Annotated in this window: 25 protein-coding genes; 24 read left to right on the top strand and 1 reads right to left on the bottom strand. The window is 72.5% G+C overall.

Annotated elements, in window-relative coordinates:
* Positions 1–594 (bottom strand): MoxR family ATPase (locus QZX64_RS11060; RefSeq protein WP_295659597.1); only part of this gene is annotated, 594 nt, incomplete at its 3' end.
* Positions 595–1,017: 423 nt separating this feature from the next.
* On the opposite strand from QZX64_RS11060, the gene mraZ reads away from it, so the two are divergent.
* The 24 genes from mraZ to dnaE form a co-directional block, all read left to right on the top strand.
* A complete protein-coding gene (gene mraZ, locus QZX64_RS11055) occupies positions 1,018–1,446 on the top strand; it encodes a division/cell wall cluster transcriptional repressor MraZ (RefSeq protein WP_295659593.1) in 429 nt (142 codons plus the stop codon).
* A gap of 221 nt (positions 1,447–1,667) precedes the next feature.
* Complete coding sequence (locus QZX64_RS11050) at positions 1,668–1,817, top strand: hypothetical protein (RefSeq protein WP_295659591.1); 150 nt, start codon at positions 1,668–1,670, stop codon at positions 1,815–1,817.
* A gap of 7 nt (positions 1,818–1,824) precedes the next feature.
* Positions 1,825–2,817, top strand: a complete 993-nt coding sequence (rsmH, locus tag QZX64_RS11045; protein ID WP_295659589.1) for a 16S rRNA (cytosine(1402)-N(4))-methyltransferase RsmH — start codon at positions 1,825–1,827, stop codon at positions 2,815–2,817.
* Between the two features lies 1 nt (position 2,818).
* Entirely contained in the window at positions 2,819–3,361 is a 543-nt protein-coding gene (locus tag QZX64_RS11040; RefSeq protein WP_295659587.1) for a hypothetical protein, read from the top strand.
* A 109-nt stretch (positions 3,362–3,470) separates the two neighbouring features.
* Positions 3,471–5,261: a penicillin-binding protein 2 gene (locus QZX64_RS11035; RefSeq protein ID WP_295659584.1), complete on the top strand. Its 1,791-nt coding sequence runs from the start codon at positions 3,471–3,473 to the stop codon at positions 5,259–5,261.
* A gap of 142 nt (positions 5,262–5,403) precedes the next feature.
* Positions 5,404–6,828: a UDP-N-acetylmuramoyl-L-alanyl-D-glutamate--2,6-diaminopimelate ligase gene (locus tag QZX64_RS11030; RefSeq protein WP_366558542.1), complete on the top strand. Its 1,425-nt coding sequence runs from the start codon at positions 5,404–5,406 to the stop codon at positions 6,826–6,828.
* Between the two features lie 5 nt (positions 6,829–6,833).
* Positions 6,834–8,222 carry a UDP-N-acetylmuramoyl-tripeptide--D-alanyl-D-alanine ligase gene (gene murF, locus QZX64_RS11025; protein WP_295659598.1) on the top strand — a complete coding sequence of 463 codons (1,389 nt, stop codon included), beginning with the start codon at positions 6,834–6,836 and terminating at the stop codon, positions 8,220–8,222.
* Positions 8,219–9,307 carry a phospho-N-acetylmuramoyl-pentapeptide-transferase gene (mraY, locus tag QZX64_RS11020; RefSeq protein ID WP_295659581.1) on the top strand — a complete coding sequence of 363 codons (1,089 nt, stop codon included), beginning with the start codon at positions 8,219–8,221 and terminating at the stop codon, positions 9,305–9,307. The genes murF and mraY overlap by 4 nt, the downstream gene beginning before the upstream one ends.
* Entirely contained in the window at positions 9,304–10,764 is a 1,461-nt protein-coding gene (murD, locus tag QZX64_RS11015; protein WP_295659578.1) for a UDP-N-acetylmuramoyl-L-alanine--D-glutamate ligase, read from the top strand. Before mraY ends, murD begins: the two co-directional genes overlap by 4 nt.
* Positions 10,765–10,788: 24 nt before the next feature.
* The gene (gene ftsW, locus QZX64_RS11010) at positions 10,789–12,045 is read left to right on the top strand and encodes a putative lipid II flippase FtsW (protein ID WP_295659575.1); all 1,257 of its coding nucleotides are present in this window, start codon (positions 10,789–10,791) and stop codon (positions 12,043–12,045) included.
* Between the two features lie 24 nt (positions 12,046–12,069).
* Positions 12,070–13,146 (top strand): undecaprenyldiphospho-muramoylpentapeptide beta-N-acetylglucosaminyltransferase, encoded by a 1,077-nt coding sequence (gene murG, locus QZX64_RS11005; RefSeq protein ID WP_295659573.1) that lies wholly within the window; start codon positions 12,070–12,072, stop codon positions 13,144–13,146.
* Positions 13,143–14,498 carry a UDP-N-acetylmuramate--L-alanine ligase gene (gene murC / locus QZX64_RS11000; protein ID WP_295659571.1) on the top strand — a complete coding sequence of 452 codons (1,356 nt, stop codon included), beginning with the start codon at positions 13,143–13,145 and terminating at the stop codon, positions 14,496–14,498. The genes murG and murC overlap by 4 nt, the downstream gene beginning before the upstream one ends.
* Positions 14,495–15,280, top strand: a complete 786-nt coding sequence (locus QZX64_RS10995; RefSeq protein WP_295659568.1) for a cell division protein FtsQ/DivIB — start codon at positions 14,495–14,497, stop codon at positions 15,278–15,280. The genes murC and QZX64_RS10995 overlap by 4 nt, the downstream gene beginning before the upstream one ends.
* Before the next feature lie 239 nt (positions 15,281–15,519).
* The gene (ftsZ, locus tag QZX64_RS10990) at positions 15,520–16,731 is read left to right on the top strand and encodes a cell division protein FtsZ (protein ID WP_295659566.1); all 1,212 of its coding nucleotides are present in this window, start codon (positions 15,520–15,522) and stop codon (positions 16,729–16,731) included.
* Positions 16,732–16,743: 12 nt separating this feature from the next.
* Positions 16,744–17,469, top strand: coding sequence for a polyphenol oxidase family protein (locus QZX64_RS10985; RefSeq protein WP_295659563.1), 726 nt, complete (start codon positions 16,744–16,746; stop codon positions 17,467–17,469).
* Positions 17,466–18,164: a YggS family pyridoxal phosphate-dependent enzyme gene (locus QZX64_RS10980; protein WP_295659559.1), complete on the top strand. Its 699-nt coding sequence runs from the start codon at positions 17,466–17,468 to the stop codon at positions 18,162–18,164. Before QZX64_RS10985 ends, QZX64_RS10980 begins: the two co-directional genes overlap by 4 nt.
* Before the next feature lie 56 nt (positions 18,165–18,220).
* Positions 18,221–18,700, top strand: coding sequence for a cell division protein SepF (gene sepF / locus QZX64_RS10975; protein ID WP_295659556.1), 480 nt, complete (start codon positions 18,221–18,223; stop codon positions 18,698–18,700).
* Positions 18,701–19,000 carry a YggT family protein gene (locus QZX64_RS10970; protein WP_295659553.1) on the top strand — a complete coding sequence of 100 codons (300 nt, stop codon included), beginning with the start codon at positions 18,701–18,703 and terminating at the stop codon, positions 18,998–19,000.
* A gap of 105 nt (positions 19,001–19,105) precedes the next feature.
* Entirely contained in the window at positions 19,106–19,843 is a 738-nt protein-coding gene (locus tag QZX64_RS10965) for a DivIVA domain-containing protein (RefSeq protein WP_295659550.1), read from the top strand.
* 249 nt (positions 19,844–20,092) lie between these two features.
* Complete coding sequence (locus tag QZX64_RS10960) at positions 20,093–20,581, top strand: TraR/DksA C4-type zinc finger protein (RefSeq protein WP_295659548.1); 489 nt, start codon at positions 20,093–20,095, stop codon at positions 20,579–20,581.
* The gene (lspA, locus tag QZX64_RS10955) at positions 20,554–21,147 is read left to right on the top strand and encodes a signal peptidase II (RefSeq protein ID WP_295659546.1); all 594 of its coding nucleotides are present in this window, start codon (positions 20,554–20,556) and stop codon (positions 21,145–21,147) included. Before QZX64_RS10960 ends, lspA begins: the two co-directional genes overlap by 28 nt.
* Entirely contained in the window at positions 21,144–22,082 is a 939-nt protein-coding gene (locus tag QZX64_RS10950) for an RluA family pseudouridine synthase (RefSeq protein ID WP_295659542.1), read from the top strand. Before lspA ends, QZX64_RS10950 begins: the two co-directional genes overlap by 4 nt.
* A 10-nt stretch (positions 22,083–22,092) precedes the next feature.
* Entirely contained in the window at positions 22,093–22,797 is a 705-nt protein-coding gene (locus tag QZX64_RS10945; RefSeq protein WP_295659539.1) for a GNAT family N-acetyltransferase, read from the top strand.
* A gap of 258 nt (positions 22,798–23,055) precedes the next feature.
* Positions 23,056–26,447, top strand: a 3,392-nt coding sequence (gene dnaE / locus QZX64_RS10940; protein ID WP_295659536.1) for a DNA polymerase III subunit alpha, incomplete at its 3' end; no start/stop codon positions are given.

Below are 26,447 nucleotides of genomic sequence, written 5' to 3'. Positions count from 1 at the left end.
GAGCATCGCGATCTCCGCGGCCTCCACGGGGTAGCCGACCGAGACGCGGGCCATGAAGCGGTCGCGCTGGGCCTCGGGGAGGGCGTAGGTGCCCTCCATCTCGATGGGGTTCTGGGTCGCGATCACCATGAAGGGCGACTCCAGGTGGTACGTCGTGTTGTCGACGGTGACCTGACGCTCCTCCATGCACTCCAGCAGCGCCGACTGGGTCTTGGGGGAGGCCCGGTTGATCTCGTCGCCGACCACGATGTTGGCGAAGACGCCCCCGGGCCGGAACTCGAACTGGCGGCTGTCCTGGTTGAACACCGAGACGCCCGTGACGTCGGAGGGCAGCAGGTCCGGGGTGAACTGGATGCGGCGGACCGTGCAGTCGATGCTGCGGGCCAGCGCCTTGCTCAGCATGGTCTTGCCCACTCCGGGCACGTCCTCGATGAGCAGGTGGCCCTCGGCGAGCATCACGACCAGGGCGGCGGTGACCACGTCGGGCTTGCCCTCGATGACCCGCTCGATGTTGTGCCGGACCCGCCCGGTGACCCGGCTCAAGGTGTCGAGGTCGGCTCCGTCGCCAGCCGCCCGACCGTTCGCCTCAGTCACGCCAGTCCCTTCCCGCACCGATGAGCCCGCTCCGCCGACCAGCCTAGGGCGTGAGCGCAAGATTCGCCGTCCGCGCGGGGCCCGGGCTCTGCTGCGACACCCGGAGCCTGTCCGAGGTGCCGCGCGGGCCCCGCGACGTCCGGGCCCCACCACCTCCTCCACTCTCCTCCACCACCGGTGAATCTCCTCCACCGGCGCTCCACCGCGGCGCCCCGAGGAGCGCCCCGAGCTGCGATCCACGCTCAACCAGGCGGATCCACGCCTGAATGGCGGTGACGCACCTCGAGGTCTCGCGGCGTCCCGGCGCGCTCGGACTAGGCGAGGAATCGCGGCGAAGATGGTTGACCGTGGAGTGTTGTGGAGTAGAGTGGTGCGAAGTGGAGGAAAGGTCGGTTCCTTCCGTCGGTAGCGGGGAGGGTCCGGATGTTCTTCGGCACCTACACCCCGAAGCTCGACGAGAAGGGTCGGCTGTTCCTCCCGGCGAAGTTCAGGGAGCAGCTGGCGGAGGGACTCGTGGTGACCAGGGGGCAGGAGCGCTGCTTGACCGTCTGGTCGATGGATGACTTCCAGAAGCTGTACGAGCGCCTGGCCGCGGCACCGCTCACGGTCAAGGGCGCTCGTGACTACTCGCGCATGCTGTTCGCCGCCGCCTCCCACGAGGTGCCGGACAAGCAGGGCCGGATCTCCATCCCGGCGGTCCTGCGGGAGTACGCCTCGCTCCGCAAGGACGTGGTGGTCATCGGCTCGATGAACCGCATCGAGATCTGGGACCCGACGGCCTGGACGGCGTACTCGGAGGAGCAGGAGCAGAAGTTCTCCGACCTCTCCGACGAGGTCTTCCCCGGGATCTGAGGCCACACCGCACACCGCAGCACCACAACCGAAGAGGACGCCGCAGGGCGAGGTCTCGTGCCCGCTCTCCCGAGCCATCTGGGGTCACTTCCCCGGCACCAGAGGGCACTTCCCATCGAGGGAGCGGGCAGGGACCTGGCTCTACGGCGTCCGTACCACCAGACCGGCACCACAGATCAGCACCACCCGTCAGCACCGCGTTCGGAAGTTGGGTCGAGATCATGAGCGCATCGCACGTCGCCCCCGGGGGCTCGCGCACCCCGCGGGTGCGCGACCAGGCCCGTGCCGTGCTGGCCCTGATGACCTTCTCCGCCCTCGCCTCGGGCGCCCTCGCCGGCGTCCTCCTCCTGCTCACCTCGCTGGGCAGGTAGGCCGCCCATGCCCGAGCGGGAGCCGCAGCGCCGCCGCCCGTCCCACGTGCCGGTGCTGCTGGACCGCGTGGTCGCCCTCCTGGCCCCCGCCCTGGACCACGACGGTGCCGTGCTCGTCGACTGCACCCTGGGCCTCGGCGGCCACAGCGAGGCGGTCCTCGGGCGCTGCACGCTCGCTCGCGTCGTCGGCATCGACCGTGACCCGCACGCGCTGGCCATGGCACGCGAGCGCCTCGCGCCGTACGCCGAGCGCTTCACCGGCGTCCACGCCGTCTACGACGAGATCCCCGACGTGCTCACCGAGCTCGGCCTGACCTCGGTCGACGGCGTGCTGTTCGACCTCGGCGTCTCCTCCATGCAGCTCGACGTGCGGGAGCGCGGCTTCGCCTACGCCGAGGACGCGCCGCTGGACATGCGCATGGACGACTCGGGGGAGTCGGGCGGCCGCACGGCCGCCGACGTGCTGAACACCTACTCCGCCGCCGACCTCACCCGCATCCTCAAGGAGTACGGCGAGGAGAGGTTCGCCCGCAAGATCGCCCACGCGGTCGTCCGCGAGCGGGAGAAGGAGCCGTTCACCACCTCTGCCCGGCTCGTCGAGCTGCTGTACGCCGAGATCCCGGCACCCGCACGTCGTACCGGCGGGCACCCCGCCAAGCGCACCTTCCAGGCGCTGCGCATGGAGGTCAACGACGAGCTGGCGGTGCTCCGCCGGGCCATCCCGGCCGCCATCGACGCGATCGGCGTCGGGGGGCGGGTGGTCGTGGAGTCCTACCACTCGCTCGAGGACCGGCTGGTCAAGCGGGCCTTCACCGCCGCCACCCGCCTCGACGTCCCCGACGACCTGCCGTTCGTGCCGGCGGGCGCGGAGCCCGCCCTGCGGCTCGTCACCCGCGGTGCCGAGGTCGCCGACGAGCACGAGATCGAGCAGAACCCGCGCGCCGCCTCCGTCCGGTTGCGCGCCGTCGAACGAGTCACCCCCTCACGAGGAGTCGCCTGACATGAGCAGCCCGGCCGTCCAGCTCCGCTCCCGCGTCGCCTCCATCGGTGAGGCGGCCGTCGAGCGCGCCCGTCTGACCGTCGTCCCGCGGGCCCGGGTGCGCGCCCCGCGCATCCCCTTCGTGACCCTGGTCAGTGTGGTGCTGCTCGGCGGCGTCATCGGCCTGCTCATGTTCAACACCTCGATGCAGCAGGCGTCCTTCTACGCCGGCGACCTCGAGGAGCGCGCCACCACGATGGCCGCGCGCGAGCAGACGCTGCGCCGCGAGCTCGACGCCCTGCGCAGCCCGCAACGGATCGCCGAGCAGGCGCAGCGCATGGGCATGGTCGTGCCCGCCGCACCGGCGTTCCTCGGCCTCGACGGGACGGTGACGGGCACGCCGACCCCGGCGGTGCCGGACGACGCGCTGCAGCTGACCCGCCGGCCCGACGCCAAGCCGGCCCACCTCAACCCGCCGGCGACGATCGTGGAGGTGCCCGCGACCCCGCCCGCCACCGCCCAGGCCGCCCCGGCCGCGGGCGTGGCGAAGGCGAAGCGCCGCTGAGCACGACACGCCCCGGGCGGCTCCAGCCTCAGCCGGTCGGGCCCTCCTGACCGGTAGACATGGAGCACGACGCCTCCCGCGACCACCCCGAGACCCCACGGAGCACGCCTTGCCGACGAACCACCCGCGACCCGGCAGCACCCGGCGGGCGCGTCCCGGTCGGCGGGCGGGGCGCGGGGCGCCGGTGCTGCGCCTGCGCCTGGGCTTCGTCGTCATCGCGATGGTGCTCTCGGTCTTCGGGGCCCGGCTGGTGCAGCTCCAGGGGATCGACCCGAAGGCGTACGCCAAGATGGCCGCGGCCGAGGGCGTCGTCGAGGTGGTGCTGCCGGCCGAGCGCGGCGACATCCTCGACCGCAACGGCGTGCCGCTGGCCGACTCCGTGGCCGGCAAGATGGTGGTCGCCGACCCGAAGATGACCCACGACGACGCCAACGACCTGGCCAGGCTGCTCGCCACCGAGCTCGGCGTCGACTACTTCTCCACGCTGGAGAAGCTGCGCGAGGACGACAGCCGCTTCGAGTACGTCGCCCGCCGGGTGCCCTCCACGCAGGCCACCGACGTCGTGGCTCAGGTCGACGCGCTCGGGTTCAAGGGCATCACCACCCGCGAGGACCCCGTCCGCGACTACCCGGCCGACGAGGTCGCCGCCAACGTGCTCGGCTTCATGGGCACCGACGAGGCCCTCGGCGGCTTCGAGCGCACCTTCGACGCCCACCTCGCCGGCACCGACGGCCACGCCCGCTACACCGAGGGCCGCGGCTACCGCGTGCCGCTGGGCGAGAACTCCACCATCGGGGCCGTCGACGGCAGTCCGCTGCGCACCACCATCGACCGCGACCTGCAGTGGTTCAGCGAGAAGGTGCTGCAGGAGACCCTCGACAGCTACCGGGCGGGTTCGGGCGCCGTGGTCGTCCTCGACACCCGCACCGGCGAGACGCTGGCGCTGGCCGACGGGCCGACGTTCGACCCCAACCACCCGCTCGACTTCCCCAAGGACGACCTCGGGTCCCGCGCGCTGAACGAGCCCTACGAGCCGGGCTCCGTGCAGAAGGTGCTCACCGTGGCCTCGCTCATCGACGCCGGCAAGGTGACCGCCCGGACCAAGATCAAGGTGCCGCCGTCGCTGGACCGCCAGGACCGCTCGATCGGCGACTGGTTCCCGCACGGTGACATCAAGCTCACCCTGGCCGGCGTGATCGCCAAGTCGTCCAACATCGGCACCGTGCTCGCGGCCGACGCCTTCACCCCGCCGCAGCTCACCGACTACCTCGAGCAGTTCGGGTTGGGCGCGAGGACCGACGTCGGGGTCCGGGGCGAGACGCGGGGGATCCTGACATCCGGCGGTGCGATGACCTCGCAGACCAAGGACCGCGTCGCCTTCGGCCAGTCGCTCTCGGTCAACACGCTGCAGATGGCTGCGGCCGTCAACACCATCGCCAACGGCGGCGTGCGGATCGACCCGAGCCTGGTGCGCGGCCGGGCGGTGACCGACGACGGCACCGAGGTGGGCACCGACACCGCCACCGAGCGACGCGTGGTCAGCGAGAAGGCCGCCCACCAGACGATGCTGATGATGGAGCGCGTGGTCGACGACGAGGTCGGCGTCGCGCCGGCCGCGCAGGTCCCCGGCTACCGGGTCGCCGGCAAGACCGGCACCGCCCAGCGGGTCGACCCCGAGTGCGGGTGCTACGACGGCTCCAACTCCGTCTCCTTCGCCGGCTTCGCCCCGGCCGACGACCCCCGCTTCACCGTCTACGTCGTCGTGCACGACCCGAAGGTCGACGGCGGCGGTGGGTCGATCGGCGGCCCGGCGTTCTCCCGGATCATGGGCTACGCCCTCGGCCGCTACCGCGTCCCGCCCACCGGCACCCGGCCCTCGCGGCTGCCCGTCGAGTGGTGAGCCGCAGTCCCGGCGATAGTGTCCGGGCGTGGTGAGCGACTCCCGGACCCCGACCGCAGCGGGCCTGACGCGACCCTCGCGACCGACCCCGCACGACCTGCTCGACCTCGCCGGCTGGCTGGGCGCGCGCACCGGTGTCGACCTGGTCGGGGACGCCGCCGTCGTGGTCACCGGCATCACGCTGAGCTCGCAGCGCGCCGAGCCCGGGGACCTGTACGCCGCCCTGCCGGGCGCCCGTGCGCACGGTGCCGAGTTCGCCGCCGCGGCCCTCGGTGCCGGCGCCGTGGCCGTGCTGACCGACCCCGACGGCGCCACCAGGCTCCCGCCCGGCACGCCGGCGGTCGTCGTACCCTCCCCGCGGGCGGTGCTCGGTCCCCTCGCCGCGCGCGTGTACGGCGACCCCGCCACGAGCATGCGGATGATGGCCGTCACCGGCACCCAGGGCAAGACGACCACCACGCGGCTGGCCGAGTCCGGGCTCGAGAAGGCGGGCGTGCCGGCCGCGGTGATCGGGACCGTCGGCACCCGCATCCGTGGCGAGGACGTCAAGACGGCGCTCACCACGCCCGAGGCGCCCGACCTGCACGGCCTCTTCGCGCTGATGCGCGAGCGCGAGGTGGCGGCGTGCGCGATGGAGGTCTCCAGCCACGCCCTGGTCATGGGGCGCGTCGACGGGGTCGTCTTCGACGTGGCCGCCTTCCTCAACCTCGGCCGCGACCACCTCGACTTCCACGCCGACATCGACGACTACTTCGCCGCCAAGGCCTCCCTCTTCACCCCCGAGCGGGCCCGGCTCGGCCTGGTCAACGTCGACGACGCGTGGGGCCGCCGCCTGCTGGAGCAGGCGACCATCCCGATGCGCACCTTCTCCCTGACCGGCCGCGAGGCCGACTGGCAGGCCGTCGACGTCGACGCGACCGCCACCGGCTCGACCTTCACCGTCGTCGGGCCCGACGGGCTCGCCGTCGACGGCGCGGTCGCCCTGCCCGGGTCATTCAACGTCGCCAACGCCCTGGCCGCCGTCGCCGCCAGCGCCGAGGTCGGCTTCGAGCCCTCGCGGGTGGCCGCCGGCATCGGCGCGGGAGGCGGCGTCCCCGGCCGGCTCGAGCGGGTGGACGCCGGCCAGGACTTCGCGCTCTTCGTCGACTACGCCCACAAGCCCGACGCGGTCGAGGCGGCGATCGGCACGCTGCGACCGCTCACCGGGGGCCGCGTCATCGTCGTGCTGGGCGCCGGCGGCGACCGCGACCCGGGCAAGCGGCCGATGATGGGGGAGATCGCGGCCCGGCTGGCCGACGTGCTCATCGTCACCGACGACAACCCGCGCACCGAGGACCCGGCGGCGATCCGCGCCGCCGTGGTCGCCGGCGCCCGCGGGCCCGGTGAGGTGGTCGAGGTGGGCGAGCGCCGCGAGGCCGTCCGCGAGGCCGTGCGCCGGGCCCGCCCGGGCGACATCGTGCTGGTGGCCGGCAAGGGCCACGAGACGGGCCAGGAGGTGCACGGCACCGTGCACCCCTTCGACGACCGCGAGGTGGCCGCGGCCGCCGTCCGCGAGGTGCTCCGGTGATCGTGATGAGGCTGGCGGAGATCGCCGCCGTCGTCGGGGGCGAGGTCGACGGCCGCGCCGACGTGGAGGTCGCCGCCCCCGCGTTCGTCGACAGCCGGCAGGTCGTCGAGGGCGGCCTGTTCGTGGCGGTCGCCGGTGAGCGGGTGGACGGCCACGACTACGCCGTCGCCGCGGTCGAGGCCGGGGCGGCAGCGGTGCTCGGCACCCGCCCCACCGGCGTCCCCACCGTGGTCGTGCCCGACCCGGTGGCCGCGCTGGGAAGGCTGGCCCGCCACGTGCTCGACGCCCTGGACGGCGTCACCGTGCTCGCGCTCACCGGGTCCCAGGGCAAGACCGGCACCAAGGACTACCTGGCCCAGGTGCTCGGTGCGGTGGCACCCACCGTGGCCACGGCCGGCAACCTCAACAACGAGATCGGCGTGCCGCTCACCGTCCTGCGGGCCACGCCGGAGACGTCGTACCTCCTGGTCGAGATGGGGGCCCGGGGCATCGGCCACATCGCCTACCTCTGCGAGGTCGCGCGGCCCCTGGTCGCGGCGGTGCTGAACGTCGGCACCGCCCACGTCGGCGAGTTCGGCGGTCAGGACGCCATCGCGCGGGCCAAGGGCGAGATCGTCGAGGCGCTGCCTCCCGAGGGGACCGCGGTGCTCAACGCCGACGACCCGCGCACCGCGGCGATGGGGGAGCGCACCGTCGCGCGCAGCCTCACCTTCGGCGAGCACGGCGACGTCCGCTGGCGTGGCCTCGAGCTCGACTCCCTGCAGCGGCCCACCTTCGAGCTCGGGTACGCCGGCCGGTGGCGGACCGTGCGCCTGGGGCAGGCGGGCCTCCACCAGGTGTCCAACGCGGCCGCGGCGGCGGCCATGGCGCTCTCGGTCGGCGTGACGCTCGACGTCGTCGCCCACGCCCTGACCGACAGCGTGCCCGCCAGCCGCTGGCGGATGGAGCTGCACGAGCGGCCCGACGGGGTCGTGGTGGTCAACGACGCCTACAACGCCAACCCCGCCTCGATGGCCGCCGCCATCGGTACCGTCGCGCGCATCGGCAGGGCACGTCGCGGCCGCAGCCTCGCCGTGCTCGGCGTGATGCTCGAGCTCGGCGACGGGGCGGAGGCCGACCACCTCGAGGTCGGCCGGGTCGCGGCCGGTGCCGGTGTCGACGTGGTCGTCACCGTCGGCGAGGAGGCGGCCGCCATCGCGGCCGGTGCCCGCGGCGTGCCCACGTGGCGGGGTGAGGCGATCGTCACGGCGAGCCGGGAGGAAGCGCTGCGCTGGGTGATGGAGAATGTCTCGGCCCCTGACGTCGTCCTCGTCAAGGCCTCCCGCGGTGCCGCACTCGAGCTGCTCGCCGACGCCCTGATCGCCCAGCCACCAGAGGAAGGGGACGCTCGATGAGAGCCATCCTGTTCGGCGGTGGGCTCGCCCTCGTCTTCTCCCTGCTCGGCACCCGCGTCGCCATCACGCAGCTCTCCAGCCACGGCTACGGCCAGGAGATCCGTGACGACGGACCGACCAGCCACCACACCAAGCGCGGCACGCCGACCATGGGCGGCATCGTCATCATCGCCTCCTCGGTGCTGGCCTACTTCCTGGCCAAGCTGATCACCGGCTCGACGCCGTCGGCCTCCGCGCTGCTGCTGCTGTTCCTCTTCGTGGGGCTGGGCTTCGTGGGCTTCCTCGACGACTTCATCAAGATCGTCAAGCAGCGCAGCCTCGGCCTGCGCAGCAAGGCCAAGATGATCGGCCAGACGGTCATCGCGATCGCCTTCGGCATCCTGGCGCTCTCGCCGGCGCTCGAGGACGAGCGCGGCAAGACCCCCGCCTCGCACCACATCAGCTGGATCCGGGACTTCGAGTCGTGGACGCTGCCCACGGTCGTGGTGGTGCTGCTGATCTGGCTGATCATCACCGGCACCAGCAACGCGGTGAACCTCACCGACGGCCTCGACGGTCTCGCCACCGGCGCCTGCGTGATGGTCTTCGGCGCCTACACGCTGGTCAACATCTGGCAGAACAACCAGTCGTGCGCGGTCGCCCAGGGCCCGTCCTGCTACGAGGTGCGCGACCCGCTCGACCTGGCCGTCATCGCGGCGGCGATCATGGGCGCCTGCTTCGGCTTCCTGTGGTGGAACGCCTCGCCCGCGCAGATCTTCATGGGCGACACCGGGTCGCTCTCCCTGGGTGGAGCGCTGGCCGGCCTCGCGGTCCTCACCCGCACCGAGCTGCTCCTGATCATCCTCGGCGGTCTGTTCGTGGCCGTGACCCTGTCGGTGATGCTGCAGGTGAGCTGGTTCAAGGCCACGCGGCGCCTCACCGGGACCGGCAAGCGCGTCTTCCGGATGACGCCGATCCAGCACCACTTCGAGCTGCTCGGGTGGGAGCAGGTCACCGTGGTCATCCGCTTCTGGATCGTCACCGGCCTGTGCGTCGCCACCGGGCTCGGCATCTTCTACGCCGAATGGGTGGCAGGAACAGGATGAGCGACCCCTCCGCCCTCGGGCGCCACGACTCCTGGGACGGCGTGCGCGCCGTCGTCGCGGGCTTCGGCGTCTCCGGGTTCGCCGCCGCCGACAACCTCAACCACCTCGGTGCCACCGTGGTGGCGCTCGACGAGCGCACCAACGACACGATGGCCGAGCAGGCCGAGCTCTTGGAGGTGCTGGGCGCGACGATCCGGCTCGGCGAGGGCGTCACCGCCACGCTGCCCGACGACGTCGACCTGCTCGTCACCTCGCCCGGCTGGCGCCCCGACGCCCCGCTGCTCGCCCAGGCGCGGGCCCGCGGCATCCCGGTGTGGGGGGAGGTCGAGCTCGCCTGGCGGCTGCGCGACCCCGAGCACGCCGCCCCGTGGCTGGCCGTCACCGGCACGAACGGCAAGACCACGACCGTCCAGATGCTCGACGCGATCCTGCAGGCCGCCGGCCTGCGGTCGGCCGCCGTCGGCAACGTCGGGCGCCCGATCGTCGAGGCCGTGATGGACCCCGCGCCGTACGACGTCTTCGCCGTCGAGCTCTCCAGCTTCCAGCTCCACTACACGGACTCCATGAGCGCGGAGTCCGCCGCGGTGCTGAACGTCGCCGAGGACCACCTGGACTGGTATCCCGGCATGGCGGAGTACGCCGCCGACAAGGGGCGGATCTACGAGCGGGTGCAGCGGGCCTGCGTCTACAACGTCGAGGACCCCACGACCCGCCGGCTGGTCGAGGAGGCGGAGGTGGTCGAGGGCGCCCGGGCCGTCGGCTTCACCCTCGGCGTCCCCGGTGTGGGCATGCTCGGTGTCGTCGACGACATCCTGGCCGACCGCGCCTTCATCGAGCAGCGCGACACCAGCGCCGCCGAGCTGTGCACCATCGCCGACCTGAACGCGGGCCTCCCGGCGCCCCCCCACCTGGTCGCCAACGCCCTGGCCGCCGCCGCGCTGGCGCGCGCGCACGGCGTCTCGCAGGCTGCGGTGCGTGACGGCCTGCGGGCGTTCCGCCCTGACGGGCACCGAATCGCCCACGTCGCCACCATCGACGGCATCGACTGGGTCGACGACTCCAAGGCGACCAACCCGCACGCCGCGCAGTCCTCCCTGCAGGCCTACGACCCGGTGGTCTGGGTGGCCGGCGGCCTCACGAAGGGCGCCCGGTTCGACGACCTCGTGCAGGCGGTGCGCACGCGGCTGCGCGGCGTCGTGCTGCTCGGCCGCGACCGCCACGTCATCGCCGACGCGCTTTCGCGACACGCGCCGGATGTGCCGGTCGTGCAGATCGACGACGGGGAGACTGGAGACCCCATGGAGCGCGTCGTGGGAGCCGCTGCAGGCCTGGCCCGTCCGGGAGACACCGTGCTGCTGGCCCCCGGATGTGCCTCCATGGACATGTTCGCGAGCTACGGCGCCCGCGGTGACGCGTTCGCCGCAGCGGTCCGCGCGCGAGCCGCAGGCAGGGACTGACGACCGGGAGCGACAGGAGGGGCGATGGCCACCACGAGCCCCGACCGTCTCGACTCCCGCACCTGGCAGGGCCGGCGCTCGGTGGGCTCCTGGGTCGCCACGGCGCGGCACGCCCTGGACCGGCCGCTCACGGCGTACTACCTGCTGCTCGGTGCCTCGGCGCTGCTGCTGACCATCGGGCTGATCATGGTGCTGAGCGCGTCCAGCGTCTTCGCCTTCCGCAACGCCGATGACTCCTACGCCATCGTCAAGCGGCAGCTGGTCTGGGTGGTGCTGGGGCTGCCGTGTGCCTGGGTGGCCTCGCGACTGCCCCATCAGTGGATCCGCCGGCTGGCGTGGCCCGGCTACCTGGTGTCCCTCACCCTGCTGACGCTCACCGCGGTCTTCGGCGAGGAGCGCAACGGCAACCAGAACTGGCTGGCGGTCGGCCCGCTCGCCATCCAGCCCTCCGAGATCGCCAAGCTGGGCCTGGTGCTGTGGGCGGCCAACATCTACGCGCGCAAGGAGCGCCGCCTCGACCGCGTCCACGAGATCATGATCCCGGTGGTCCCCGGCCTGCTGCTGGCGACCACCCTGGTCGTGGTCGGCAAGGACCTCGGCACCGCGCTGGTGCTCTTCGCGATCCTGCTGGCCATGCTGTGGGTGGTGGGGGCGCCGGCCCGGCTCTTCGTCTTCGCGGTGGCGGTCGTGGGGTCCGTCGCGCTGTTCCTGGCGACCACCGACAACGAGCGGCGCGACCGGCTCACCTCCTTCGTCGACCCCTTCACCGACTACCACGGCACGGGCTGGCAACCCGCCCACGGCCTCTACGCGCTGTCCTCCGGCGGCTGGTTCGGGCAGGGCATCGGCGCCAGCACCCAGAAGTGGGGCGACCTGCCCGAGGCGCACACCGACTTCATCTTCGCCGTGCTCGGCGAGGAGCTCGGCCTGGTCGGCACCCTGCTCGTCATCGCCCTCTTCTTCACCATCGCCTACGCGGCGCTGCGGGTGGCCACGAGCACCACCGATCCCTTCACCCGCTACATGACCTTCGGCATCGTCGTGTGGCTGCTGGGGCAGATGATGATCAACGTCGGCATGGTGCTGGCGCTGCTGCCCGTCATCGGCATCCCGCTCCCGCTCGTCTCCTACGGCGGCTCGGCGCTGCTGCCGTCCCTGGTGGCCCTGGGTCTCCTGATCGGCTTCGCCCGCCGCGAGCCCGAGGCCGCAGCCGCCCTGGCCGCCCGCCGGCGCAGGCGGTCGGCCGGCCTGGCCGCGAGCGGCCGGCGCGGCCCGGGCTGACCGCCCGGCCTAGGCTGACTTCCGATGCACGTTCTTCTCGCCGGCGGTGGCTCCGCCGGGCACACCTCGCCGCTGCTCGCCACCGCCGACGCGCTGCGCCGGCTCGACCCCGACACGGTCATCACCTGCCTGGGCACCCGCGAGGGCCTCGAGGCCAGGCTCGTGCCGGAGGCCGGCTGGCCGCTGGAGATCGTCCCCCGCGTGCCGCTGCCGCGCCGGCCGGGAGCCGCCCTGCTCCGCGTGCCCGCACGCGTGGCGGCCGCCCGCCGGGCCGCCGTCGACGTCGTCGACCGGGTGCGCCCCGACGTGGTGGTCGGGTTCGGGGGCTACGTCTCCGTGCCGGCGTACCTGGCCGCCCGGTCGCGGCGGCTGCCGCTGGTCGTGCACGAGGGCAACGCCATCGCCGGCATCGCCAACAAGCTGGGCGCTCGGCTGACCACCCACGTGGCCACCAGCTTCCCCGGCACCGAGCTCCCGCACGCGCGCTACATCGGCCTGCCGGTGCGCCGGATGATCTCCACGCTCGACCGCGCGGCGCTGCGCGAGGAGGCCCTCGCCCGCTTCGGGCTGTCGGCCGACCGGCCCACCCTGCTCGTCACGGGCGGCTCGCAGGGCGCCGCGCGCCTCAACGCCGCGGTCTCGCAGGCGGCACCGGCGCTCGCCGCCGCCGGCATCCAGGTGCTCCACGTCGTGGGTGCCCGGCACACCCTCGAGCCGCCCCCGGGCGCCGGCACCTACGTCGTCGAGCAGTACGTCGACCGGATGGACCTCGCCTACGCCGCCGCCGACGCCGTGCTGTGCCGGGCCGGCAGCAATACCGTCACCGAGGTCTCGGGCGTCGGCCTGCCCGCGGTCTACGTGCCGCTGCCCATCGGCAACGGCGAGCAGGCGCTCAACGCGCGGCCGGTGGTCGACGCGGGCGGCGGGCTGCTCGTCGCCGACGCCGCGCTCACGCCCTCGTGGGTCGAGGCGACCCTGCCGGCCCTGCTCACCGACCCCGACCGCCTCCGCTCCATGGGCGCGGCCGCCTCCGACGTGGTCCCGCTCGACGCCGACGAGAAGCTCGCCCGCATCGTGCTCGACGCGGGAGGCGGCCGATGAGGGTGCCCGTGCCCGAGCACCTCCTCCCGGCCGAGGACCTCGGACGCGTCCACTTCGTGGGCATCGGGGGAGCGGGGCTCTCGGGGATCGCCCGGATCATGGCGGCCCGCGGGCTGCCGGTCACGGGCAGCGACAACGAGGACACCCCGTTCCTGCCGGCGCTGCGCGAGCTGGGGGTGCCCTGCCACCTCGGCTACGCCGCCGAGCACGTCGGCGAGGCCGACACGGTCGTGGTCACCACGGCGGCCCGCGAGGACAACCCGGAGGTGCTCGAGGCACGCCGCCGGGGCCTGCGCCTGCTGCCGCGCTCGGCCGGGCTGGCCGCGGTGATGGCGGGGGGACGCGTCCTCGCGGTGGCCGGCACCCACGGCAAGACCTCCGCGGCCAGCCTGCTGGCGGCCGCCCTGCTGCACGCCGGAGCCGACCCGACGTACGCCATCGGCGGGGTGCTGTCGTCCACCGGGCGCAACGCCGACGCCGGGTCCGGCGACCTGTTCGTCGCCGAGGCGGACGAGAGCGACGGCGCCTTCCTCGTCTACTCGCCGTACGCCGCGATCGTGACGAACGTCGAGGCCGACCACCTCGACCAGTGGGGCACCGAGGAGGCCTACCGGGCGGCGTTCACCGAGTTCGTCGGGCGCATCCACCCCGAGGGGCTGCTGGTCACGTGGGCCGACTCCGAGGCCACCCGCGCACTGGCCGCCACCGCCCGGGACGCCGGCCTGCGCGTGGTCACCTACGGCCGCTCCTCCGCTGCCGACGTCACACCGGCCGACCTCGGCGTCGAGCTCCGGGTGCCGGGGGAGCACAACGTGATGAACGCGCTCGGGGCGCTGGCCCTCGGCACGGCCCTCGGCCTGGATCGCGCCGCCCTGGCGGCCGGCCTCGCGTCGTACTCCGGCACGGCCCGGCGGATGGAGCTCAAGGGGACGGCCGCCGGCGTGCGCGTCTACGACAGCTACGCCCACCACCCGACCGAGATCGCCGGCGACCTGGAGGCCGCCCGGTCGATCGTGGGCGACGGTCGGGTCATCGCCGCCTTCCAGCCGCACCTGGTGTCCCGCACCCGCATCTTCGGTGCCGAGATGGGCCGCGCCCTCGGCGACGCCGACGAGGTCGTCGTGCTCGACGTCTACCTCGCCCGCGAGGAGGCCGACCCCGCGGTCACCGGCGCGCTGGTCGCGGACGCCGTGCCACTGCCGGCCGGCCGCGTCGCGTTCGTGCCCGGGCTCGACGCCGCGGCCACCGAGCTCGCCGGCCGGGCGGCCGAGGGCGACCTGGTCATCACCCTCGGCGCCGGGACCGTCACCTCCGTCGGCCCGCAGGTGCTCGAGCTGCTGGGCGCGCGGTGAGCCACCCGCTGCAGCCCCGGAGCACCGGGAGGGATGGGCGCGACGCCCAGCGGGCCCGCGACCGCACCCGACGGCGGTTCGCCCGCCGGCAGTGGGCCCGCCGGTGGCTCACCTGGCGCTACGTGCTCGCCGCGGTGCTGCTCGTGGCGACGGTGGCGACCGGAGTGTGGCTCGTCCTCTTCTCCTCCGTCCTGGCGGTCAAGTCCGTCACGGTGACGGGCGCCGACGTGCTGAGCGAGCGGGAGGTCAAGCGCGCGGCCGCCGTGCCCGAGGGCGAGCCGCTCGCGCTGCTCGACACCGACGCGATGCGGGTGCGCCTGGAGGCCCTGGCCCCGGTGCGGTCCGCCGACGTGGCGCGCCGCTGGCCCGACGGCGTGGAGATCCTGGTCGAGGAGCGCGAGGTCGTCGCGGTCATCGACCTCGGTGGCCGGTGGCGCGGCATGGACGCCGAGGGGATCGTGTTCCGCGACTACCCCCGCCCGCCCGCCGGCGTGCCGCGGGTGCAGGTCCTCTCGACCGCCGACCGCGACGCCCTCCAGGAGGCGGCGGCGGTGATCGCGGCGCTGCCCGCCGACCTGGCTGCGCGGGTCGACCACGTGGAGGTCGAGACCGTCGACCGGATCGCGCTCGTGCTGCGCGACGACCGCCGCGTGGAGTGGGGGAGCGCGGAGGAGTCGACGGAGAAGGCCGCCGTCCTGGCCGCCCTCCTCGAGGCGCGCGAGGCGCGCGTGTACGACGTCAGCGTCCCCGGGCAGCCGGTGACCAGCGACGTCGCTCGCTGAGATCCCAGCCGAAACCGGCCGACACACCGGCGTGTCTGGCGGGTTCGGAGGCCTGCCGTCCCTAATGTCTTCCTCATCGCGAGGTTGACATAACTATAACCCTCAGGTTCACGGTTAGAGTTCCGGGCCCCGCAGGCACGACGTACGACAGCAGCACCAGATCGCTTCCCCACCAGCGAACACACCCGGTCCGTCCGGTCAGGCACCGGACCCCAATCACGGAAAGAGGCGCACCAGCCGTGGCAGCAGCGCAGAACTACCTGGCCATCATCAAGGTCGTGGGCATCGGTGGTGGTGGAGTCAACGCCGTCAACCGGATGATCGAGATCGGCCTCAAGGGCGTCGAGTTCATCGCCATCAACACCGACGCCCAGGCCCTGCTCATGAGCGACGCCGACGTCAAGCTCGACATCGGCCGTGAGCTCACCCGCGGCCTCGGTGCCGGCGCCAACCCCGACGTGGGTGCGCGCGCCGCCGAGGACCACGCGGAGGAGATCGAGGAGGTCATGAAGGGCGCCGACATGGTCTTCGTGACCGCCGGCGAGGGCGGTGGCACCGGCACCGGCGGCGCGCCGGTCGTCGCCCGCATCGCCCGCTCGCTCGGGGCCCTGACCATCGGCGTCGTGACCCGCCCGTTCGCCTTCGAGGGGCGCCGTCGCGCCAACTCCGCCGAGGAGGGCATCTCCCAGCTGCGCGAGGAGGTCGACACCCTCATCGTGATCCCCAACGACCGGCTGCTGTCCATCAGCGACCGCAGCGTCTCGGTCCTCGACGCCTTCAAGCAGGCCGACCAGGTGCTGCTGCAGGGCGTCTCGGGCATCACCGACCTGATCACGACGCCCGGCCTGATCAACCTCGACTTCGCCGACGTGAAGTCCGTGATGGCCAACGCCGGCTCCGCCCTGATGGGCATCGGGTCCGCCCGCGGCGAGGACCGCTCGGTCCAGGCGGCCGAGATGGCGGTCTCCAGCCCGCTGCTCGAGGCGAGCATCGACGGGGCCCACGGCGTGCTGCTCTCCATCGCCGGCGGCTCCGACCTCGGCCTGTTCGAGATCAACGAGGCGGCCGCGCTGGTCTCCGACTCCGCGCACCCCGATGCCAACATCATCTTCGGTGCCACCATCGACGACGCCCTGGGCGACGAGGTGCGGGTGACGGTGATCGCCGCCGGCTTCGACGGTGGCATGCCCAAGCGCCGCGAGGAGGGCTCGACGCTGCGCCGTCCCGTGCCGCAGCAGACACAGGCCGAGACCCGCGCCGCGGCGCAGCAGCTGGCGTCCCAGCGGGCCGAGACCCGTCAGCCCGCGCCGGTCGGAGCCACGCCGATGGCCGCACCGTCCCGCTCCGAGGCCCCGGCCGGCTCGTCGCAGCCCGCCCCGGCCCCGGTCCGTTCGGCCAGGCCGGTGCAGTTCGACGACGACGACCTGGACATCCCCGATTTCCTCAAGTGAGATCCTGAGCACGTGTTCGCCTTCCGTGACCGGCGTGGCCCGGTGGAGCTCGCCTTCACCGATCGCCACGCCGGTGGCGCGTTCCCGCCCGGGACGCCCCTCAACCTCAGCCTGCGCCGCGACGGCGCCCCGGTCTCCGGTCCGGAGTCGCCCGGCGTGGACGCGCTCGCCGGTGTCTTCGCCGGCTGTGCCGCACCCGTCGGGCTCACGCAGGTGCACGAGGGTGACGTCGTCGTCGTCGACGGGGGCTACGACGGCCGTGAGCTCGTGGCCGACGCCGTCGTGACCGCGACAGCGGGCCTTCCCCTCATGGTCCGTGCCGCCGACTGCGTGCCGGTGCTGCTGGCCGACCCCGCCGCGGGCGTGGTCGGGGCCGCGCACGCCGGGAGGCCGGGGCTGGTGGCCGAGGTGGTGCCGCACGCCGTCGCGGCCCTGCGCGCCCTCGGCGCCACCCGGATCGAGGCGTGGATCGGGCCGCACGTCTGCGGTGCCTGCTACGAGGTGCCCGTCGACATGCGGGCCGACGTCGCCGCCGTCGTCCCCGAGGCCCTCTCGACGACCTCCTGGGGCACCCCGGCCCTCGACATCGGTGCCGGCGTGCGGGCCCAGCTCGACACCCTGGGGGTGCCCCACCACTGCGTCGACCGCTGCACGCGCGAGGACGACGACCTCTGGTCGCACCGCCGCTCCGGCCCGGCGGCCGGTCGACTCGCCGGCCTGGTGGTGGTGGTCCCGTGACCGAGCGCTCGGAGGAGGTCGCGGCGCGCCTCGGCGCCGTACGCCGCCGCATCGAGGTCGCCGGCGAGGAGGCCGGGCGCGACGAGCCGGTCGGCCTGGTGGTCGTGACCAAGTACTTCCCGGTCGAGGACGTGCGCATCCTCGCCGACCTCGGCGTCACCGACGTGGGCGAGAACCGCCACCAGGAGGCGCAGGAGAAGGCCGCCGAGTGCGCCGACCTCGCGCTCCGGTGGCACTTCATCGGGGGCCTGCAGAGCAACAAGGCCGCCGCCGTCGCCGGCTACGCCGACGTCGTGGAGTCCGTCGACAGGGCCAAGCTGGTCTCCGGCCTCCAGCGCGGCGCCGAGGCCCGCGGGGCCCGGGTCGACGTGCTGCTGCAGGTGAGCCTCGACCCGCCGGGCAGCGAGGGCCGTTCGGGCGCCGACGCCGACGACCTGTCCGCCCTGGCGGCGCGGGTGGGGCAGTGCGCGGGCCTCCGGCTCGAGGGCCTGATGGCCGTCGCGCCGCTGGGCGCGGACCCCGACGCGGCCTTCGAGCGGCTGGCCGGGATCCGCGCCGCGTTCCTCGCCGAGCACCCCCGGGCGACCGAGCTGTCGGCCGGGATGAGCAGCGACCTGGAGGCGGCCATCCGGCACGGTGCGACACGCGTGCGTGTCGGCTCAGCGGTGCTCGGTCCGCGCCCTCCTGCCTTGTAGTGTCGAGCCAGACGACGGTGCCTGCAGTGGGTGCCACGACAACCGGAGGATCTGTCATGAGCGGCGCGATGCGCAGGATGGGCATGTACCTCGGCCTGCTCGAGGACAACGGCCGGTACGACGACGACGCCGGTGACCCCGCGAGCAACGACGCGACGTCCCAGCACGAGCAGGTCGACCGCCGTCCGGCCCCCGTGTCCGACCTCAGTGAGCGCCGCCGTCCGGCCCCGGTCCCCAGCGCGGGGGTCGTCGCCGAGCTGAGCCGCATCACCACCGTGCACCCGAGCACCTACAACGAGGCCCGGACCGTCGGTGAGAACTTCCGCGACGGCGTCCCGGTCATCATGAACCTCTCCGAGATGAACGACGCCGACGCCAAGCGTCTGGTCGACTTCGCCGCCGGCCTGGTCTTCGCCACCCGCGGCTCCATCGAGCGCGTCACCAACAAGGTGTTCCTGCTCTCACCGGCCAACGTCACCGTCGCCGCCGAGGACAAGGAGCGCATCGCAGAAGGCGGCTTCTTCAACCAGAGCTGAGTGCCCGTGGAGATCGTCGGCCAGGTCCTCTACGGGATCCTGTGGTTCTTCATCGCCCTGCTGTGGGTGCGCGTCATCGTCGACTGGGTGCAGATCTTCGCCCGCAACTGGCGCCCCGGTGGAGCGCTGCTCGTCGTCCTCGAGGTGGTGTACTCCATCACCGACCCGCCCATCAAGTTCGTGCGCCGCTGGCTGCCGAACCTGAGGATCGGCTCGGTCGCCATCGACCTCAGCTTCCTGGTCGTCCTGATCGTCGCGTGGCTGCTCCTGCGGGTCGTGGCCATCGTCTTCTTCACCTGACCGGGCGCCGGCACAGCAGCCCCACGGGGCCCTCACCACCGCCGAGCAGGTGGCGCTATGGTTCCGGGGAACAGATGGAACGCCGACTAACGAATGGGTGAGGTCATGCCGCTGACACCGGAGGACGTGAGCCTGAAGCGCTTCACACCCGTCCGGCTCCGCGAGGGGTACGACATGGGCGAGGTCGACCAGTTCCTCGACGAGGTGGAGGCCGAGCTGGCCCGGCTGAACCAGGAGAACGACGACCTTCGCGCCAAGCTCTCCTCGACGCAGGTGTCCGGCTCGACGCCCGCCCCGGCACGTGCGGAGAAGACCGGGGCCGAGCCGGTGGGGGAGCAGGCCGCACCCGTCGCGGCTGCTGCCGCCCCGGTCGAGACGATCCAGGTGCAGACCATGCCGCAGGCGTCCAACGCCGCAGCCCGCCTGCTCGAGATCGCCACACGCAACGCCGACGAGCTCGTCGAGGAGGCCAAGCAGGAGGCCGACAAGATCGTCGGCTCGGCCCGCACCACGGCCGAGCGCCTGGAGTCGGAGGCCAAGGGCAAGTCCGACCGGCTCGAGGCCGACGCCCGCCAGCGCGCCCAGATGCTCGACTCCGAGACGGCCGAGCGCCGCGAGCAGACCTTCGGTGACCTCGAGAAGGAGCGCGAGAAGCTCAACAGCGAGGTGGAGAACCTCCGCTCGTTCGAGCGCGAGTACCGCTCCCGCCTCAAGAGCTACTTCTCCCAGCAGCTCGCGGCACTCGACGGCAACGGCGAGACCGAGGCTCCTGCGGGCGCCGGCGGCGGCGAGGCGTCCGCTCCCAAGCGGCTGCGCTCCATCCTCGGTGACGACGAGTCCTGATCGACCCACCACCCGTTCGACGACGGCCGGCCCCCTCGGGGCCGGCCGTCGTCGTCCGGCGAGGCTGATTGATGCACCTTGGACTCAACGGCTACCCTCCCTGCCAGCATGTGGCGCAGCCACGTCGTCGTTCCTCCGGAGGGGGCTCTCGTGGCCGGCAGCACCCGCTCGACAGGTACGCCGACCGAGGAGTCAGCAGCGCAGAAGGCAGCACCCACCACGTCCGCACCGACCACGAAGGCAGCTCCTGTGAAGAAGGCCGCCCCGGCGATCCAGACCGCTCCCACGTCCGAGTCCGCGACGGGGGCCGCGCCCGCCAAGAAGACCGCCGGCACGACGCCCGCCAGCTCGCTGGCGGTCAAGGCGGAGGAGTCCGCCTGGACCAAGGACGAGCTCAAGGAGGTCCTCGACGACCTCCACACGCACCGCGACCGCCTCGTGCCGCTCATCGCGGCCCACGAGCGCGAGCTCGAGGGCCTGATGAAGGACGCCGGTGACGGCGCCGGGCACGACCAGGCCGACATGGGCGCGACGAGCTTCGAGCGCGACCACGAGCTCACCGTCGTGGCGAACGAGCGCGAGATGCTGCTGCAGATCGACAAGGCCCTGGCCCGCATCGACGACGGCACCTACGGCGTGTGCGAGTCCTGCGGTGAGGCCATCGGCAAGATGAGGGTCATGGCGTTCCCGCGTGCCACACTGTGCCTGCCATGCAAGCAACGGGAGGAGCGTCGCTGAACGCCAGCGACCACGACGAGTTCCCACCGTCCACGGACCCGGCAGCGCCGGGGCGCCGCGCGTGGTGGCTCTTCCCCCTCACGGCCCTGGTCGCCTACGCGATCGACCTGGCGACGAAGACCTGGGCGGTCGAAGCGCTGTCCGGCGGACGTGACCGTCAGGTCGTCGACGGCGTGCTGACGTTCCACCTCACGTTCAACCCCGGTGCCGCGTTCTCCACCGGCACCGAGTACACCGTGGCGCTGAGCTGCCTGGCGATCCTCGCCGTCTGCCTGGTGCTCTTCTTCAGCGTGCGGGTGCGCGACGCCGGTTGGGCGGTGGCCCTCGGGCTGCTCCTGGCCGGGGTGGGCGGCAACCTCACCGACCGGCTGTTCCGCGAGCCCGGGCCGATGCGCGGGCACGTCGTCGACTTCCTGCAGCTGCCGAACTGGCCCGTGTTCAACGTCGCCGACATCTGCATCAACGTCGCAGCGGGCCTCATCATCCTGCAGACCTTCCGCGGCATCGCCCTCGACGGCACCCGCGACCGCGACCGTGACGCCTCGGGGGACGAGGTCGCCTCGTGAGCGAGCACTCCGACCACCGGACCGTGCTGGTCCCGGAGGGGCTGGCGGGCGAGCGGGTCGACGCGGCCATGGCACGCATGTTCGGCTTCTCGCGCACCCGCGCGGCCGACCTCATCGCCTCGGGGCACGTGCAGGTCGACGAGGCGCCCGTGGGCAAGAGCGACCGCGTGCACGCCGGGGCCATGCTCGACGTCGACATCCCGGTCGAGGCCGACCCGCTGGAGGTCAGGGCCGAGGTCGTCGAGGGCATCACGATCCTCCACGACGACGACTCGATCGTGGTGATCGACAAGCCCGTCGGGGTCGCCGTACACCCCTCGCCGGGGTGGTCGGGGCCCACCGTGGTCGGCCACCTCGCCGGCGCGGGCTACCGGATCGCCACCAGCGGGGCGCCCGAGCGGCAGGGCATCGTGCAGCGGCTCGACGTCGGCACCTCCGGCGTCATGGTCATCACCAAGTCCGAGCGCGCCTACTCGGTGCTCAAGAACGCCTTCCGCCACCGCACCGTCGAGAAGACCTACCACGCGCTGGTGCAGGGCCACCCGGACCCACTGGAGGGCACGATCGACGCCCCCATCGGCCGGCACCCGCGCCACGACTACAAGTTCGCCGTGATGGCCGACGGTCGCCACAGCGTCACCCACTACCTCACCCTGGAGGCGCACCGGTTCGCCAGCCTGCTCGAGGTGCACCTCGAGACCGGCCGCACCCACCAGATCCGCGTGCACATGGCCGCGCTCAAGCACCCGTGCGTGGCCGACCTCACCTACGGCGCCGACCCCACGCTCGCTGCTCGCGTCGGCCTCGAGCGGCAGTGGCTGCACGCGATCAGGCTGGGCTTCGAGCACCCCGAGACCGGCGAGCACGTCGAGTACGAGTCGTCCCTCCCGGCCGACCTGGCGCACGCGCTCGAGGTCATCCGGGACTCCGACTGACGGGAGCCGCATGAGCGAGCCTGACCTGACCATCCGGCGCGGCGAGCGCGCCGACCTGCCAGCGGTGGCGGAGCTGTACCTCGCGGTCCGCCAGGCCGCCGTACCGCACATGCCGCCCCTCGCCCACGACCACGACCACGTCCGCGCCTGGGTCGACGGCTGGGACCTGCGCCAGCGCGAGGTGTGGCTCGCCGTGCACGGCGAGCGGCTCGTCGGCTTCGCCGACCTCGGCCCGCGCTGGCTCAACTCCCTCTACGTCGACCCCGCCGCCCAGCGCGGCTCGGTGGGCAGCGCCCTGCTCGACGTGGTGAAGTCGCGGCTCGACGGCGGCTTCGCGCTGTGGGTCTTCGAGTCCAACGCCCCGGCTCGCGCGTTCTACCAGCGCCACGGGCTGGTCGAGCTCGAGCGCACCGACGGCTGGGGCAACGAGGAGCGCTCACCCGACATCAAGATGGCCTGGCCCGGTGCCGACGCCGTGGGCTTCTTCCGGCGGATGATCGACGAGGTCGACGACCAGCTGGCCGACCTGCTGGCCCGCCGGGTCGCCCTGACCCGTGCCGTGCAGCCGCACAAGACCAGTCCCCGCCGCGACGCCGACCGCGAGCGCCGGATCGCCGAGCGGATGGCGCGGACCGCCCCCGAGCTGGGCGCGACGCGCATCGGCCGGATCATGGACGTGGTGATCACCGAGTCGCTGGAGGCCGCCGGCCACTGAGGCCGTCCGGGGGCGGCGCACCCGCCTCGATTGGTCACGAACCGCACGCTCGGTCCGTGGGAACCTGTCGTTTGGGACCAAACGGCAGCCACCCGACCGGCCACGCCCCGACCCGCCGAGGATGTCGGTGTGCCGTGCCAGAGTGCTCCTGCTCGGTCACGTAGGCTGACGTCCTTCCCCGAGACAGACGCCCGGCACCAGCAGCCGGGCCGCCTGGTCCATGTCCGTCTCGACCCTGTTGGGAGCAGCACCCCGCCCATGGCTGAAGGTTCTCGCGACTCGTTCGTCCACCTGCACGTGCACACCGAGTACTCCATGCTCGACGGCGCCGCCCGGCTCGGGGCGCTCGCCGAGCGCACCGCGGAGCTGGGCATGCCGGCCATCGCGATGACCGACCACGGCAACGTCTTCGGTGCCTATGAGTTCTACAAGAAGTGCAAGGCGGCCGGCGTCAAGCCGATCATCGGCATCGAGGCCTACTTCACCCCCGACATCTCCCGCCACGAGCGCAAGGGCGTCAACTTCTACGACGGCGGGTCCGACGACGTCTCGGCGCGCGGTGCCTACACCCACATGACGCTGCTCTCGGAGTCGACCGAGGGCATGCACAACCTCTTCCGGCTCACCACCGGCGCCTGGCGCGACGGGTTCTTCAAGCAGCCGCGCATGGACCGCGAGCTGCTGGCCCGGCACAGCAAGGGCATCATCGGCACCACCGGCTGCCCCTCGGGCGAGGTGCAGGTGCACCTCCGCTACGGCAAGTACGACGAGGCCCGCCGGGTCGCCGCGGAGTTCCAGGACATCCTGGGCCGCGAGAACTACTTCCTCGAGCTCATGGACCACGGCCTGTCCATCGAGACCCGCGTCCGCGAGGGCTTGCTGCGCCTGGCCAAGGACCTGCGCATCCCGCTGCTGGCCACCAACGACTCCCACTACGTCATGCGCGAGGACGCCCCCAGCCAGGAGCACCTGCTCTGCATCAACTCCGGCTCCACGATGGACATCCCCGCAGGCGACGGGCCGGGCCAGCGGTTCGCCTTCAGCGGCGACGGCTACTACATCAAGAGCCCCGAGGAGATGCGCTCGCTGTGGGTCGACAAGTACGACCTGCGCGAGGCGTGCGACAACACCCTGCTCATCGCCGAGCGCTGCGACGTCTCCTTCACCGAGGGCAACGGCACCTTCATGCCGCGCTTCCCCTGCCCCGAGGGCGAGACCGAGGACTCCTGGCTGGTCAAGGAGGTGGAGCGCGGCCTCCGGGTGCGCTACCCGAACGGCATCCCCGACGCGGTGCGCACGCAGGCCGACTTCGAGGTCGGGGTCATCATCCAGATGGGCTTCCCCGGCTACTTCCTCGTCGTCGCCGACTTCATCAACTGGGCCAAGGACAACGGCATCCGGGTCGGCCCCGGCCGCGGCTCCGGCGCAGGCTCGATGGTCGCCTACGCCATGCGCATCACCGACCTCGACCCGCTCGAGCACGGCCTGATCTTCGAGCGCTTCCTCAACCCCGACCGCGTCTCGATGCCCGACTTCGACATCGACTTCGACGAGCGCCGGCGCGGTGAGGTGATCCGCTACGTCTCCGACAAGTACGGCGACGACCGCGTCTCGATGATCGTCACCTACGGCACCATCAAGGCCAAGCAGGCGGTCAAGGACTCCTCGCGGATCCTCGCCTACCCCTTCTCGATGGGCGACCGCATCACCAAGGCCATGCCGTCCTCGGTGATGGGCAAGGACGTCCCGCTCAAGGACATCTTCGACCCGGCCCACAAGCGCTTCGGCGAGGGCGGGGAGTTCCGCGCCCTCTACGACGGTGACAACGACGTCAAGCGGGTCGTCGACACCGCCATCGGCATCGAGGGGCTCAAGCGCCAGTGGGGCGTGCACGCGGCCGGCGTGATCATGTCCAGCGAGCCGCTGCTCGACATCATCCCGATGCTCAAGCGCCCCGCCGACGGCGCGATGATCACGCAGTTCGACTACCCGACGTGCGAGAGCCTCGGCCTCATCAAGATGGACTTCCTGGGGCTGCGCAACCTCACCGTCCTCGACGACGCCCTCAAGAACATCCAGGCGAACCGCGGCGACACGGTGGTGCTGGAGGACCTCGAGCTCACCGACGAGGCGACCTACAAGCTGCTGCAGCGTGGCGACACCCTCGGGGTCTTCCAGCTCGACGGCGGTCCGATGCGCGCCCTGCTGCGCTCCATGCGCCCCGACACCTTCGAGGACATCTCGGCGGTGGGTGCGCTCTACCGCCCCGGTCCGATGGGTGCCGACTCCCACAACAAGTACGCCCGCCGCAAGACCGGCCGCGAGCCGGTCACCCCCATCCACCCCGAGCTCGAGGAGCCGCTGTCGGAGATCCTCGGCGAGACCTACGGCCTGATCGTCTACCAGGAGCAGGTCATGGCCATCGCCCAGAAGCTGGCGGGCTACAGCCTGGGCCAGGCCGACATCCTGCGCCGCGCGATGGGCAAGAAGAAGAAGGAGGAGCTGGACCGGCAGTTCGCCGGCTTCTCCGCCGGCATGACCGAGCGCGGCTACTCCCTGGCCGCGGTCACGACGCTCTGGGACATCCTCCTGCCGTTCTCCGACTACGCCTTCAACAAGGCGCACTCGGCGGCGTACGGCCTGGTCTCCTACTGGACCGCCTACCTCAAGGCCAACTACCCGGCCGAGTACATGGCCGCGCTGCTGACCTCGACCAAGGACGACAAGGACAAGTCGGCGATCTACCTCAACGAGTGCCGCCGGATGAAGATCCAGGTGCTGCCGCCCGACGTCAACGAGTCGTCCTCCAACTTCACCCCGGTGGGCAACGACATCCGCTTCGGGCTCACCGCGGTGCGCAACGTCGGCGGCAACGTCGTGGAGGGCATCGTGGCCGCCCGCGAGGAGCAGGGCCGCTACACCGACTTCAACGACTTCATGGAGAAGGTGCCCGCGCTGGTCTGCAACAAGCGGGTCATCGAGTCGCTGGTCAAGGCCGGTGCGTTCGACGACATGAAGCACAAGCGCCGCGCCCTGGTGACCGTGCACGAGACGGCCGTCGACCAGTACATCGACATCAAGAAGAACGAGGCCATCGGCCAGGACTCCCTCTTCGGTGGCCTCGAGGAGGCCGAGCAGGGTTTCGGCGTCTCGGTCCCGGTGCCCGACATCGACGAGTGGGACAAGATGACCCTGCTCGGGCACGAGCGCGAGATGCTCGGCCTCTACGTCTCCGACCACCCGCTGCTGGGCCTGGAGCACGTGCTCTCCAACGGCACCGACGCCACGATCGGGCAGCTGATGCTCGACGAGGAGCGCGCCCACGGCAGCACGGTCACCATCAGCGGCCTGGTGACCTCGGTCCAGCGCAAGATCACCAAGCGCGGCGACGCCTGGGCCACGGTGACGCTCGAGGACCTCGACGGCGCCATCGAGGTGCTGCTCTTCCCCAGCTCCTACCAGCTGGCCTCGCCCTACCTCGTCGAGGACGCCATCATCCGGGTCAAGGGACAGCTCTCCCGCGACAAGGACCAGCCCGAGCTGCGCGGGCAGGAGGTCAGCGTCCCCGACCTCTCCGACGGGCCGTCCGGCCCGGTCGTGATCTCGCTCCCGGCCACCCGGTGCACGGCCACCACCGTCGACCACCTGCG

The organism is uncultured Nocardioides sp. (assembly GCF_902805925.1).
Classification (GTDB): Bacteria; Actinomycetota; Actinomycetes; order Propionibacteriales; family Nocardioidaceae; genus Nocardioides.
Note: the sequence above shows the minus strand (reverse complement) of the source record. Positions and strands in the feature narration are given on the sequence as shown.

Coding starts and splice junctions, on each gene's coding strand:
- mraZ (WP_295659593.1), top strand. CDS start 1,018: ATGTTCTTCGGCACCTACACCCCGAAGCTCGACGAGAAGGGTCGGCTG.
- QZX64_RS11050 (WP_295659591.1), top strand. CDS start 1,668: ATGAGCGCATCGCACGTCGCCCCCGGGGGCTCGCGCACCCCGCGGGTG.
- rsmH (WP_295659589.1), top strand. CDS start 1,825: ATGCCCGAGCGGGAGCCGCAGCGCCGCCGCCCGTCCCACGTGCCGGTG.
- QZX64_RS11040 (WP_295659587.1), top strand. CDS start 2,819: ATGAGCAGCCCGGCCGTCCAGCTCCGCTCCCGCGTCGCCTCCATCGGT.
- murF (WP_295659598.1), top strand. CDS start 6,834: ATGAGGCTGGCGGAGATCGCCGCCGTCGTCGGGGGCGAGGTCGACGGC.
- mraY (WP_295659581.1), top strand. CDS start 8,219: ATGAGAGCCATCCTGTTCGGCGGTGGGCTCGCCCTCGTCTTCTCCCTG.
- murD (WP_295659578.1), top strand. CDS start 9,304: ATGAGCGACCCCTCCGCCCTCGGGCGCCACGACTCCTGGGACGGCGTG.
- ftsW (WP_295659575.1), top strand. CDS start 10,789: ATGGCCACCACGAGCCCCGACCGTCTCGACTCCCGCACCTGGCAGGGC.
- murG (WP_295659573.1), top strand. CDS start 12,070: ATGCACGTTCTTCTCGCCGGCGGTGGCTCCGCCGGGCACACCTCGCCG.
- murC (WP_295659571.1), top strand. CDS start 13,143: ATGAGGGTGCCCGTGCCCGAGCACCTCCTCCCGGCCGAGGACCTCGGA.
- sepF (WP_295659556.1), top strand. CDS start 18,221: ATGAGCGGCGCGATGCGCAGGATGGGCATGTACCTCGGCCTGCTCGAG.
- QZX64_RS10965 (WP_295659550.1), top strand. CDS start 19,106: ATGCCGCTGACACCGGAGGACGTGAGCCTGAAGCGCTTCACACCCGTC.
- lspA (WP_295659546.1), top strand. CDS start 20,554: ATGCAAGCAACGGGAGGAGCGTCGCTGAACGCCAGCGACCACGACGAG.
- QZX64_RS10945 (WP_295659539.1), top strand. CDS start 22,093: ATGAGCGAGCCTGACCTGACCATCCGGCGCGGCGAGCGCGCCGACCTG.